This is a genomic window from Limnovirga soli (assembly GCF_013106755.1).
Taxonomy (GTDB): Bacteria; Bacteroidota; Bacteroidia; order Chitinophagales; family Chitinophagaceae; genus Limnovirga; species Limnovirga soli.
The window spans coordinates 1-13,312 of record NZ_WHPF01000018.1 but is presented as its reverse complement, the minus strand read 5'-3'; the positions used below and the strand labels follow the sequence as shown (position 1 = coordinate 13,312).

Sequence of the window (13,312 nt, the reverse complement as noted above, 5' to 3'; positions counted from 1 at the left end):
CATGAGCCGTGCAATTGTGCATCTATTTGGCTTTACTTGCGTCGCACTCTTGTACGGTTAGCAACAATGGCAGCAGGAAAGGCAGATTGGAGGAGGGGAGAATTTGCGGATGTGCGGATTTGAGAATGGGAGGATGTGCGGTTGGGAGTAGGAATTTGTAGATTGCTTTTTGTTCTTATCCGCTTTTATTATTTTGGTCATTTTACAGCTTACTAATATCCCTTTTTGCTGCTATAAATGAGGAACCCTGAACCGAACGTGGCAAGAGCCGATGCCATAATTGCCATACGCTGGTAACATAATTGTATTTATCCAACACACTTGCTGCCTGTCTGCCAAACAAAGAAATTAGTTAAGAATAAAAGCCCTTATTACATTTGCTGTTGAAACAGAACTATTTATTATGAAAAAACTTTTGCTGATTATTGCAATGGTACCTGCGCTTTGTTTTGCTCAAACCAAAAAACAAAAAAAGGCACAACTTAAGGCAGATAAAATAACGCTAACCAACCTTCAAACCAATATCCAATACCTTGCCGATGATAAGCTGGAAGGCCGCCGTGCCGGCACTCCGGGCGAATTGCTGGCCATGCAATATATAAGTGCTCAGTTTGCCAAAATTGGTTTAGCACCAAAGGGCGCAGATGGCTATATTCAGGAGTTTGATATTGATGAAGGCCGTCAATTTACAGCCGATAACAATAGCTTCTCGGTAAACGATAAGCAACTGGAATTGAAAAAAGATTTTTTCCCCTTATCCTATTCAGGCAATGGTACCGCTGCAGGCTTTGTATCTACCGCATTACAGGAAAAAGCAGAACCCTGGTTTTTTGATGTTAAAGATGTAGTGGAAGAAAACAAAGGCAATCCGCATTTTGACATTAATACCATTTTACTGGCCAGCGCCAAACATGCCATGGAAAAAGGCGGCAAGGCCTTAATTGTTTTTAACAGCGCCCATAGTGTTGATAATATTCAGTTCAATAAAAACGATGCTACCGCCGCAGTAACCATCCCCATAATTTATATTACCGCCGATGGTTTAAAGAAATTCTTTGACGATGAAACAGATACCTACGAAGTAAAGCTTACAGTTACCCTTACACATCCCATCCGTAAAGCAAGAAACGTAGTAGGTTTCTTAAATTTTAATGCGCCTACCACCATCATTGTTGGTGCGCATTACGATCACCTGGGTTATGGCGAAGATGGCAATAGTCTGGATGGTCTGGGACAAATACACAATGGCGCCGATGATAATGCCAGTGGTACTGCCGCCATGATTGAAATGGCCAGGATATTACAAAAAACACCCGCCCACAATAACAACTATTTATTTATAGCTTTTTCTGCCGAAGAACTGGGCTTATTTGGCTCTAAACACTGGCTGGAAAAACCCAGTGTAAATATTGTTCCCAATTATATGTTGAATATGGATATGGTGGGCCGTTATGATACTACCCATAAATTAACGGTGGGTGGTTATGGCACATCACCGGTTTGGGGTACCGTTTTTAATAACATTCATAATACCAACCTGATTATTAAATTTGATAGCAGCGGCTCTGGCCCAAGCGACCATGCATCTTTTTACAGAAAAGATATTCCGGTGCTTTTCTTTTTTACCAACAGCCATAGCGATTACCATAAAGCCAGCGACGACTGGGATAAAATTAATTATGCCGGCGAAGTACAAATTGTAAACCTGATTAATACCATTATAGAAGCTACCGATGCAAAAGGTAAATTGCCATTTACAAAAACCAGAGATCAGGAAGCCCGTTCGGTAGCCTTACCCGTTACCCTGGGTGTTATACCAGATTATGGCTTTAGCGGCACAGGCATGCGTATAGACGGCGTTAGTAAGGGCAAAGCAGCAGAACGTGCCGGCTTACAGGCAGGCGATATTTTATTACAGCTGGGCGATTATAAATTTGTTGATGTGCAATCTTACATGCAGGCTTTACAGCACTTTAAAAAAGGTGATTCATCTGTATTGAAAATAAAACGCGCAGATAAAGAGATGGAGTTTAACATCCAGTTTTAACCATGAAGCTTAAGTTAGATATTGATGCATTAAACGAAGACTTCTTTGAAGATGCATTTTTATTGGGCATTATTGTAACTGCCAAAAGTTACCGGTTTTGCTGGCAGGTAAATAATGTATTGGGCTATAATTTCAGGTTAAACACAGATATTAATATAGAAATTCAAAAAAAAGGGCGTCGCTATTTTTTCCCGGTATACCAGCATACAGAAAGCGTAACAGATATTAACCACTATATTTACCACAATCAGTACGATGGGGAATACCTGCTGCCAGAGTTTAAACATATGGATTTTCTATGGCTGGTAAAAGGGGGTGTACCACCTTATAATTACGCCCAGCAAATAATACAAAGTGTTAAGCAAATTAATGGTGTACAACTGGTGGCAGAGTTAACCAACGAAAAAATAAAAACCAAAGGTAATCTTGTTTTTTAGCGGTGTTACTGTAACCTGCCATTGGGCGAACAAGAGCTTGTTTTAATTTGTTAGATTAAAAAAACTATTATGCATGCAAAAAAAATACCTGCCAAAGGCAACTGGGCAGAAAAGAAGAATACCTTATACGCAAAGTTTACTTTCAATAACTTCTCAGAAGCATTTGCTTTTATGACCAGGGTAGCCATAGAAGCAGAGAAAATGAACCATCATCCTCTTTGGAAAAATGTATACAATAAGGTAGAAATATGGCTAAACACACACGATGCTGGCGATATTATTACCGCCAAAGATTATAAACTGGCCAAAAGAATAGATAGCCTGTTATAATGCTCTCAATACTTGCAACAGTGTTTTTATTGCAATAAAATCGCCTTTTTTCTGTACCAGCATCATATCACAATAAACAATTAATACCCGGCTTATGCCTGTTTGGCTTAAGTTTCGTTGCTTTGTATAATAATTATATCTATGAATTCAAATGCTACTATACATGTAAACTCCGAACTGGGAACGCTAAAGCGTTTGCTGGTGCATAGCCCCGATGGCGGTATAGGAAAAGTAGTACCCGGTAAATTTAAAGAATGGCTGTACGATGATACAGTACACATCAGCCAGATGCGCAGGGAATATAACGAGTATGTAAAACTACTCCTGTACTTTCTTGACCCGGAAAAAATTCCATATATCACCGAGTTTGAAAAAAAGCAGGCACACAAAAAACAGCCTGACTGTTATAAGCCACACCATCCCGATTATTTTAACAGCGATAAAGTAATTGATACACAATATCTGCTGGCGCAGGTGCTTAAAAACGAAACCATCAAACAACGCATTGTATCTGCTGTATGTGCCTGGGAGGGCTGTAGTTTTGCTACAGAACGCATGCTCGATGCCATTCAGGACCCCTACGAACTGGCTAAAGTATTAATTAGCGGCGTATTGCATATTGCCGATAATAATGCCAACGATTTTGTATTTGCACCTTTGCCCAATTTTATATTTACACGTGATATTAGTATCGTCATCAACGATCATATTTTATTAAGCAATGCCGCCACCCCTGCCAGGGAAAGAGAAAGCATGCTAATGAAGTATATCACCTATTATCACCTATATAAAAACAATCCCGAAAAAGTAATCGAGATATCAGAATCAAGCGATTTCTTTTTACTCGAACAAAGCGAACAGCAGGTGTTTAAAACATCGGTAGAAGGTGGCGATGTGATGATGATTGCCCCCAACCATTTATTAATTGGCTGCAGCGAAAGAACCACCCCCAGCGCCGTTGATGAAATCATTCATAAAATATTTGCCAATAACCAAACCGGTATAGAAAAAATATCTGTGGTAAAAATACCCAAGCAACGTGCCATGATGCATATTGATACCGTATTTACACAGGTACGCAAAAACACCTGGGTGCTCTTTGGCCGCTTTTCCGAAAAAGTAATGCAGCAAAAAAATGCTACCCAATACGCTTACTACCTGCACCTGATGGAAAAAGAAGACATGCCCGATCTGGAAAATATAGAGGTACTACGTTTCTATAAACCTTTACAACAAGCCTATCATCCCGGTACCAATTACCAACTCGATATCCGTGATAAAATTCAGGGGCTCGAATCCTTATTGCACAATATCAGTATCGAAGACTATGGCGTGGCGCCCGAAGACGTAACCATTATTTACAGCGGCAACAATGTTTTTCCATACGATGAACGCGAACAATGGACAGACTCCTGTAACTTGCTGGCCCTTAAAGAAGGCGTTGTAGTTGGGTACGACCGTAACGATGAAACTATGAAAGCCTTTCAGGCGGCCGGTTTTAACGTAATCAAGGTCACAGATTTATTACAAAAATTTCAAAACAAAGAGTTAACCCCTGCACAGGTACAAAACACATTAATTGTACTGCCCTCTGCAGAATTATCAAGAGCAAGAGGTGGCGCACATTGTATGAGCATGCCACTGCTCAGAGAAAATATTTAGTGTATGAGTAAAATAGCTTCCACCATATTAATGATACGTCCGGCAAGTTTTGGGTATAATGCAGAAACCGCTGCCAACAATGTTTTTCAATCCAAATCTGCCTCACTTACCCAACAACAGGTGCAGGAAAAAGCCGTTGAAGAATTCGATAATTTTATTGATACCTTACGCAAAAAGAAAATTGAAGTACTGGTAGTGCAGGATACACCCCTGCCCAAAAAACCCGATGCGCTTTTCCCCAACAACTGGTTTTGCACCTTACAGGATGGCACTGTAGCCGTATTTCCCATGTATGCCGCCAACAGGCGTATTGAAAAAAGAGACGACCTGCTGCAAATGCTGGCCGATAATTATAAAGTAAAAGACGTAGAAGACTGGAGCGAGTACGAAGCCGAACATCTTTTTCTGGAAGGCACCGGCAGCATGATTATAGACCATGAATACAAAATTATTTATGCCTGTATTTCTGCACGTACCAACAAAGCCGTGCTCGAAAAATTCGCCTTTGCACACGGCTACAAAGCAATGCTCTTTCATTCAAAAGACGAAACCGGTACCGATGTATACCATACCAACGTAATCATGCATTTGGGCGAAAGCTATGCCATCATTTGTATGGAGTCTATCCCCGAAGAAATAGAACGCATAGCCCTATCGCAACTACTGCAAAGCACCGGGCACGAAATTATACCCATCACCATGCAACAGGTACATGCATATGCAGGCAATATGTTACAGGTAAAAAACGAAAAAGGCAAAAACTTTACCATCCTCAGCCGTTCGGCCTATATATCATTAACCCGTGAGCAAAAACAAATACTACAGCACCACACCACTTTATTACCCATCGATATTAAAACCATCGAAACCATTGGCGGCGGCAGTGTACGTTGTATGATGGCCGAAATATTTTTAGAGAAAAAAGACTAACAGGCTCCAGGCAAAAAATAAATAATCAGCATTACTTGCGTCGCACTCTTGTGCGCCGGGTAATGCTATGCAGCTTGTACCAAAGCGAATAAAATGGCTATAGAAGTCTCATCCTACATTTTTATCCATTTTGCTATTCTGTCAAATAACGAAGGATTAGGATTCTCATTGGTGTATTCTTGTTAGTCTCTGTTGTAATACGAGTCCTTAACTTCTTTTGTATGCAAGTTTATTTCAAACAGAAATGGTTCTTTGTCTCGTTGATAATGCCAATATTTTGCATAAAGTCTATTGTCTTTTATTTCAATCAATTTTAAGTCGTCAAAATAACACTTGTCAAATAAAACAGATATATTTCCATCTAAATCTAAATATTGTAAGTCATACCCACCTGAAAAATAAATTATGCTTTGGTCGTCATTTAGAATTGCGGATGTTGTGTCTGAAATTTCTTGTTTGTTTAGTAATAGCTTAGTTGAAATGTCAATTAGAAAACTTTGCCCGCCTGCGACAACAAAAGCTTTCTCCCTTTTGTCAAGGTTGATAATGAAAGTTCCGTTGCCGTCCCAACCTTGTTGAAATGAGCCAACCCAATCTTCATATTCTATATCAGTAAACTTTACCCAAAGGCAGTTTGGTGAAATTGTTCCGAAGTGTTTTTCTGGGTATTGCCCCGAAGTTGGTCTGTGTATAAATTCTGCAAACATTTGTCATGAATATTATGTCGAACGAGATGCCGTTTAAGCTTGCCCTCAACTCAAAAATAGACGAACTTAATAGCCGTACCAAAAAAATCAGCTACGGCTAATCAATGCTTGTATAGTGCGCTTTTTTCGCAGCTGTTAGCCTTTTTACTAGCAGCTATAAGCATAAAAACAAAAAATATAAAACACCAAACCAAAAGCAAACAAAACTTCCAATACCCCAAGCACAGGGGGAGGCGTTGGCCCGGACCAATGCGCGGAGCGTTCATGTGGTCCTTGATTTTTCTTTGGTTACTTTCTTTGCATCAAGGCAAAGAAAGTGACAAACACTGTATAAAATACAACCTGGAAATGCAGTGCGCTATTAATTTTTACAACTTCAAAAAGCCAGAATTTTAATTGGGAAATCGATTCTATGTATTTGTCTCATCATGAAACGTGTCTGTTCTTTTTTGCTTGTCCAAAAAAGAACCAAAAAAAGACACCCGAAAACGAAACTGCCCGTTTTCGGGGGGGAAATAGTCATTAAGCTTTTGTGCTACTGTGGTGAAGTGCAGCAGATCGATATTCGCTAAACAGCCAATGAAAAGCAAAAGGTGGAAAAGATGAAAAAAAGTGAAACTGAATTTCCAAATCCACTTGCACCGGGGGAGGCGTTGGCCCGGACCAATGGGCGGAGCGTTCATGTGGTCCTTGATTTTTCTTTGGTTACTTTCTTTGCATCAAGACAAAGAAAGTGACAAACATCGCAAAGAAACCATTTATTTTTACAAAAGCATCTATCGCTGCTATTTTTCGATGCTGTTGGCTGGGACGCCAACATAGGCTGGTATTGAAACCAACAGAAGTAGGAAACTTTTTTTATGAAACCAATACAAATAATTGCTTTTACTACATTGGTATATTGTATACTATATAGTAATACAATCTATGGGAAATATAAAAATTCAAATAGCTTGTATCAAGCAGACACTTCTATAAAATTTTACTATAGAAATATCCAGGAAGATTATCTAGACACATTAAGTACAAAAAAAGTAACTAATTTATTTGGCAAATGGATAATTAGTTCGATTGCCAAAACCGGAAGTAGTCCAAAAAAAGAAAATGAAATAAAACTACAAATTGGCAAGGAGTTGTATTTTGATTCTACCAATTTCAACTTTGAATTTTTTGATAGCCCAATCAGAGTTCATCAGCCCACTTATAAACTTAATTTCATTAATACTTTAGAGGAGATGAACCTGAAAACGACTACTTTCTTTTATGGGTACCGCCCATGCAGAAAAAATGTATCTCTACTTAATATTTCAAATAAAATATATTTTGAAATAATTACATTTAATGAAATGGCTTACTTTTTTGAAGGCAGGATATACTTTTTAAACAAAAAAGATAACTGATTTGCGCAGCTGTCTGAGTCCCCGCGAACAGCCTTAAATGCTGCCGCAGGAATGAAGTATTTTTTAGCTGCTGTTGGCGTCCCCGCCAACAGCCTTCAATGATTGGGCAGGAATCAAGTATTTTATATAAATTACCATTACAAAAGTAAACCGCTTGGACACTGCCTTGTACTAGGCCATTTTCGCAGTTGTTTGCGGAACGCCAACAACACCCTTTAAGAGATCCACAAATGGTATTTTAGGCAATTGAAAATTTTAAACTTAGGTAATATGATTAGGAATATAACTATATTTTTCGCCCTTTTGTGTTTATGTTCTTGTAGAGATATAAATGAAAATAGAAATATCATAGTTTTTAAAGACAATATCGACACAGTTCAAAATGCACTATTACATCTTCAAATATTATTAGATAGTTTGCCCCATGTACCTGAAGACGCTAGTTTTTTACCACATTATGTCTTGCAGGAAGACTATTTGTATATAAACAATTTTAAAAAACATAAAATATCTGATACCTTAAAAATCCCAAGATTGTCTAAAGAGTCAAGTAAAACTTTTATGCAGCTTATATTATTTTTAGATGAGAATTTCATTTCTAGTGCAAATAAACCTATAAATTCAAAGACTTGGTTTTTTAGTTATCGTCAATTATATAACGAAGAATATGATTATATCAGAGAAATCGTGGTGTGTAGTGAAAAAAACGATACTTTAAATCTTTCACTTGACAATCAAATATTGGATAGGCAAAAAGACATTTTGCTTATGGCCCCCAAAAATGCAATAATTGATTTGAAATAATTCTTTTTCGCTGCTTATGGCGGCGCTGCCACAAGCCTTAAATGCTGGCAAAGGAATAAAGTATTTTATGTAATTTACCATTACAAACGTAAACAGCAGAGTAACTGCCTTGCACAACGCTATTAGTAGTAACCGCAGCGGAAAAGGAAATCATAAAAATGGTCATAAAAAATTGTTTGATAATTATTTTTTTAAGTATAACAATCAGCAATTATAGTTATGCACAAAATAGCTTTAGAGTTAAGTCATTAGAGGGAGATGATTGTATTATAAGAGTCAATCCCGAATATACCAATAACAAAATCAGCATTACTTTCAATTCTGATTCCATTTGTATTCCTGATTTTACTGATATAGTGGGAGATGTTCAGGTTTACGGCAGGTTCCTTAAAATTACTTATTCATTAAAAGGTGGTTCTGGAATAAAAATACGTCGCACACTTTTATTGTGTATAAATAATAAACATCTTTATACAGCTATGCATTTTTTATCTGAATATAAGGAGAGTCTGGATAAAGCATATAACACAGTTGCGGATTCATTGCATTTATTTGAAGAATACCGGCACTATAGTGTTAATTTTTACAATATAAATGATAATAGTTTAGGATTAGAAATCCACGATCAAAATAAATCCCAGCAAGATTCTACTCGAACTTATACCTATGATACTACAATCAGTTTGAAATTTGATAAAAATCATATGGCTTTCATTAACGATTATGAAATCTTATCTGGCGACTTTAATGTAAATAAATCGCCTAGTGAAGAATACAAAAAGTCTATAAATGGAAATTTTCCGATATTAAAAATTGTTGATATTAAATACTATTTAATTGACGGCATTTGGTTTGAACAAGGCAACCACAATGTCTTGTTCCAATATTCCTATAATTGTAAATAATTCTTCGCTGCTGCTGGTGCAGGAATCAAGTATTTCTTGTAAATTACCATTACTAATATAAACCGAATAGTTACTGCCTCGCATAATGCAATTATTATTAAACGCTGCGGAAAAGGAAAAAAATAAACTATTATGCAATTAGGCAATTACAAACCAATTTACATGGTGCTTTTATTAATGAGCAGTATCCTTTGCTCTAACACGGGATGCAAAAATAAGCAGTATGGTGAGCAAGAAATATTATTTTATTATCGGGATATAGGGAATAATAATGGATATAAGACTTATGGTGATTATTTAGTAGTAACCAATTATATAAATAAATCCATCACAATAAGGCAGTTTGCAAATATTGCCCAACAATATATTGATACTATTAAATCAGATTTACCAGTAAGTGCGATAACTTTTGTTGGAAAGAAGCCGGGAGGTAAATTGCCGGCAGGGAATTGGGATACTTATATGAAACAAAAAAAGTATTTTGTAGTAGGAATAGATTTTAATAATAGCCTTTCTAAAAATGCAAATCAAAAACCAGAAATAAGCTCAATATCAATCAGCTGGAATGAAAAATGGAAGATGTACATTCAGCAATCAGAGATAGATTCTTTGTTAAATGTAAAAGAACCGGTAGATACCGGATTTTAAAAAAGAACATTTTCCAGCAGTTGGCACCCCCGCCAGCAACAGCCAGGTGCGGACATCAACAGCAGCAAGAAAAAATGAAATTGCAATGATGAGAAAAATGCTTTGTTTAATTGTTTTGGCCGCATGGGTGGGTAGTTGCCAGTCGGATACTTATGAAGAAATAAGTGGTGAATATTATTTTTATGAAGAAGGCGTTCATCAAAATGTGATAGAAAAAGATGGTTTAGATTATTACGGAAAACTTATACCCTGTGAAATTCTTTCTTATGATTATAATAAGGAGTATATAATTGCAGCCCAAAAACCAGTATTGCCCTGTTTCGAGGGAGAATTTGCTGCTACCATACATTACCCACCAAATAAGGATTCAATTTATTACTGGATAATTTCTCATGAGCAAAACCTTTTGGTTGGGCCATTAACCAAAGAAGAATTTGAATTAAAACGGATGGAACTAAAAGTGCCTAAAAATTTGAAAATAAGTTTACCTTAAAAAAATTGATGCTGTTTGCGGCCGCCTTAACAGCCTTCAATACTGGTGCAGGAATCAAGTATCTTCAATCAGCAATGGCAAACAATCAAAATCGTCCAAAAAAGTTTCAAATCAAAAAAAATTCATGAGAAATAGGTTTATTTATTGTTGCTTTTTCTTGAATTCTTGTATTATGGATCGTGCAGAAAAAATAGTAACTATTGATAATATTTCAAATCGGAATCTTACAGTGATGTATGGAGGAGATACGGTAAATGATACCATATTGTTTTATGGACAGAAATATTCCATAAATAAACAAAAATTAATAGATATCTATGGAGAGCCCCCTGTGCTGAAAAAGGAAAACAAACTTCACATTTTTATATTCGATGAAGACTCTGTTTATGAATATATCAAATCTAAAAAGGTTGAAGGTATATTCAAAGGGTCTTTCTTAAAAGACATAAGCATTAATGGGTTAGATTTGAAAAAAACGGATACAATCCATTTTTCAAATTCAGAAGTAAGGTAGATTTTTACTTATGCCGTTTCGCTGGTATTGGCGTCCCAGCGAACCGCAGCAGAAATTTAATTTAGCAAACGAAATTCGATGGGTTGTCTTTTTCTATATCTGGCATTACCTCCATTTTGAACAGCTGGCGTCCACATTGAATGCTGAATTAATCTAACTGCTTCTTCATCTAAACTTGGATATACTGAATGGACTATAGTAATATTGGATAGACTTCCGTCTTTTTCTACTACAAATTCAACCATAACCGTCCCTTCTATTTTTTGCTGTTTAGCATCTTTAGGATACTTTAAATATTTATTTAAATACATTTTCCAATTTCCGTCACCACCAGAAAATTTCGGAGGTATTTGCACATTTTTCACTGTTACCGAATCTATGTATCCGTAAATCGTCGTGTCTGTTTGAGCTTTACTATTAATAAAGAAAAATAAGGAAGTAAAAAATAATATATATTTCATAGCGTAATGTCGATGTGGATGTTCCTTTGTTTATTGAATATATGAATAAAAAAATGAACCAGAGATTAAACGACTCTTGTTGATTGCAACCAAATCAAAAATAGACGAACTAAATAGCCATACCAAAAAAATCAGCTACTACTAATCAATGCTTGCATAGTCCGCTTTTTTCGCAGCTGTTAGCCTTCATCTACCAGCCATAAGAATGACAACAAAAAGTATAAAAGACGAACCCAAAAGGAAACAAAACTTCCAACACCACCTGCACAGGGGGAGGCGTGAGCAAGGACCAATGCGCGGAGCGTTCATGTGGGCCTTAATTCTTCTTTGGTTACTTTCTTTGTATCAAGACAAAGAAAGTGACAAATGCCAACAATTAACCATTTAGGTTTACAAAAACATTTTTCGCTGTTATTGAAGTATGTACTTTTCGTGTAAATTCTACCATCCACTATTGTCTGTTGTAATACCTATTCTATAAATGCAGTCTTTACTAAGTGCGGTGTCTTTAATCAAATAAAAGCTGTCATGATTATCAAAATCAGTGAGGCGCCAATAGAGAACATGACATTCTAAAACATTGTTTTTTCGTTCCGTAAAATTAATTCGAAGAGAAAGATTAGCAGGTCTTTTTTCTTTACAAATCTTTATTTCAGGTTTGCCAACCAATGTCCATAGACAGTCTACCTTAGATGATAGATAGGGTGGTATTTTTTTTATATCATAGTAATCATTTCCGTCAAAAAACGCATAGCAGGTTTCATTAGCCAATTCTTTTGTCTCCTTGCCACCCCCTTCAATTATTGTAACATAAGTTGTTTTGTTTTTGTAATTAATAATTGTGTCCAGATTAGAAAGCAAAATTTGGGCTAAAGAATCGTATTTAGAAAAATCAGTCAATATTTGTTTATCCCACTTCACAGTTTTGAAAACATCCTCTTTTTCCTCCTTTGAAGGTTCATACGGGACTAGTAGGAAGCAGGAATTGAATACAGTCATTATTAAAATACAACAGTAAAAGGTTTTTATTCTAAATAAATATGAATTGGCTGAAATCATACAATACAAATATAGTCGCATTACCCAATAAATATTTTCGCTGGCATTGGCGTCCCCGCCAACAACCTTCAATGCTTGGCAGGAATCAAGCATTTCACCTAATTTACCATTATACACCTAAACCTTAGAGACACTGCTTTCCACTTTGTTGCCGATTGTTCATTCGTCCCCCCTGCTATTGCAAATACTTTTGTGGTGCATTCGTTATTGCAATGCATGTAAATTTCTTAACTGAAAATTTGTGTCCAATATATGTCTTTGAACAAGCTTTTCTATTGTGTCAGTGATAGCTGTTGTACTTATATACAGTAACACATTCTTCGAATGCAACCCGTCTCCGTATAATTGAACACGAATGTCTGTTGCGTCATAAATGCCTTGCTTTATATATTCATCCTTTAATGTATCATAAGAAAGGGATGTCAAAAACTGATAGATCTTGACACTTTCCTTTTTAGTCAATGCTCTTGAATATAAATCTTCCATTTTTTTCTCAACCACATTTTTATTCACCTTCAAAAGAATCGAATCTTGAGTCAAACAATATTTGGTAGAGTAACCCCAAGATGAATATTCCACAGAAATAAAAAATGATTTTCGCATTTCTGTCTGACAGCGAAGTGATAAGCAGCATATAAACAATAAAAGTAAAACCTTTGTTAGTCGCATTGTTTAGAAGTTGATAATGACACACAACTCAAAAATAGACGAACTAAATAGCCGTACCAAAAAAATCAGCTATTGATAATCAATGCTTGTTTAGTGCGCTTTTTTCGGAACTGTTATCCTTTTTGCTAGCAGCTATAAGCACAACAAAAAAAATATAAAACACCAAACCAAAAGAAAACAAAACTTCCAATACCCAATACACAGGGGGAGGCGTTGGCCCGGACCAATGCGCGGAGCGTTCATGTG

At 36.5% G+C, this 13,312-nt stretch carries 15 protein-coding genes; 11 read left to right on the top strand and 4 right to left on the bottom strand.

What is annotated here, in order from left to right; genetic code table 11:
- The first annotated feature begins 403 nt into the window (after positions 1-403).
- The 5 genes from GD597_RS19815 to ctlX all read left to right on the top strand — a co-directional run bounded on the left by GD597_RS19815 (position 404) and on the right by ctlX (position 5,406).
- Positions 404-2,047, top strand: a complete 1,644-nt coding sequence (locus GD597_RS19815) for a M28 family peptidase (RefSeq protein ID WP_171609653.1) — start codon at positions 404-406, stop codon at positions 2,045-2,047.
- 2 nt (positions 2,048-2,049) lie between these two features.
- The gene (locus GD597_RS19810; protein WP_171609652.1) at positions 2,050-2,484 is read left to right on the top strand and encodes an IPExxxVDY family protein; all 435 of its coding nucleotides are present in this window, start codon (positions 2,050-2,052) and stop codon (positions 2,482-2,484) included.
- Positions 2,485-2,553: 69 nt separating this feature from the next.
- On the top strand, positions 2,554-2,814 hold the full coding sequence (locus tag GD597_RS19805; protein ID WP_171609651.1) for a 4a-hydroxytetrahydrobiopterin dehydratase: 261 nt from the start codon (positions 2,554-2,556) through the stop codon (positions 2,812-2,814).
- A 141-nt stretch (positions 2,815-2,955) separates the two neighbouring features.
- Entirely contained in the window at positions 2,956-4,476 is a 1,521-nt protein-coding gene (locus GD597_RS19800; RefSeq protein ID WP_171609650.1) for an arginine deiminase family protein, read from the top strand.
- A 3-nt stretch (positions 4,477-4,479) separates the two neighbouring features.
- A complete protein-coding gene (gene ctlX / locus GD597_RS19795; RefSeq protein WP_171609649.1) occupies positions 4,480-5,406 on the top strand; it encodes a citrulline utilization hydrolase CtlX in 927 nt (308 codons plus the stop codon).
- 182 nt (positions 5,407-5,588) lie between these two features.
- Here the strand turns inward: ctlX and GD597_RS19790 are convergent, their stop codons facing one another.
- Positions 5,589-6,113 carry a hypothetical protein gene (locus GD597_RS19790; protein WP_171609648.1) on the bottom strand — a complete coding sequence of 175 codons (525 nt, stop codon included), beginning with the start codon at positions 6,111-6,113 and terminating at the stop codon, positions 5,589-5,591.
- 860 nt (positions 6,114-6,973) lie between these two features.
- Here GD597_RS19790 and GD597_RS19785 point away from each other — a divergent pair.
- The 6 genes from GD597_RS19785 (at position 6,974) to GD597_RS19760 (ending at position 10,877) form a co-directional block, all read left to right on the top strand.
- Positions 6,974-7,513: a hypothetical protein gene (locus tag GD597_RS19785; protein WP_171609647.1), complete on the top strand. Its 540-nt coding sequence runs from the start codon at positions 6,974-6,976 to the stop codon at positions 7,511-7,513.
- A gap of 270 nt (positions 7,514-7,783) precedes the next feature.
- The gene (locus tag GD597_RS19780) at positions 7,784-8,317 is read left to right on the top strand and encodes a hypothetical protein (protein WP_171609646.1); all 534 of its coding nucleotides are present in this window, start codon (positions 7,784-7,786) and stop codon (positions 8,315-8,317) included.
- 176 nt (positions 8,318-8,493) lie between these two features.
- Positions 8,494-9,222, top strand: coding sequence for a hypothetical protein (locus GD597_RS19775; protein ID WP_171609645.1), 729 nt, complete (start codon positions 8,494-8,496; stop codon positions 9,220-9,222).
- Positions 9,223-9,354: 132 nt separating this feature from the next.
- Positions 9,355-9,870, top strand: a complete 516-nt coding sequence (locus GD597_RS19770; RefSeq protein ID WP_171609644.1) for a hypothetical protein — start codon at positions 9,355-9,357, stop codon at positions 9,868-9,870.
- 85 nt (positions 9,871-9,955) lie between these two features.
- The gene (locus GD597_RS19765; RefSeq protein WP_171609643.1) at positions 9,956-10,363 is read left to right on the top strand and encodes a DUF3997 domain-containing protein; all 408 of its coding nucleotides are present in this window, start codon (positions 9,956-9,958) and stop codon (positions 10,361-10,363) included.
- A gap of 172 nt (positions 10,364-10,535) precedes the next feature.
- On the top strand, positions 10,536-10,877 hold the full coding sequence (locus GD597_RS19760) for a hypothetical protein (RefSeq protein WP_171609642.1): 342 nt from the start codon (positions 10,536-10,538) through the stop codon (positions 10,875-10,877).
- Positions 10,878-10,933: 56 nt separating this feature from the next.
- On the opposite strand, the gene GD597_RS19755 is transcribed toward GD597_RS19760, so the two are convergent.
- From GD597_RS19755 to GD597_RS19745, 3 genes are all read right to left on the bottom strand, one after another.
- Positions 10,934-11,338: an energy transducer TonB gene (locus GD597_RS19755; protein WP_171609641.1), complete on the bottom strand. Its 405-nt coding sequence runs from the start codon at positions 11,336-11,338 to the stop codon at positions 10,934-10,936.
- A 441-nt stretch (positions 11,339-11,779) separates the two neighbouring features.
- Complete coding sequence (locus GD597_RS19750; protein WP_171609640.1) at positions 11,780-12,490, bottom strand: hypothetical protein; 711 nt, start codon at positions 12,488-12,490, stop codon at positions 11,780-11,782.
- A gap of 111 nt (positions 12,491-12,601) precedes the next feature.
- Positions 12,602-12,976 (bottom strand): hypothetical protein, encoded by a 375-nt coding sequence (locus GD597_RS19745; RefSeq protein ID WP_171609639.1) that lies wholly within the window; start codon positions 12,974-12,976, stop codon positions 12,602-12,604.
- Positions 12,977-13,312: the final 336 nt, after the last annotated feature.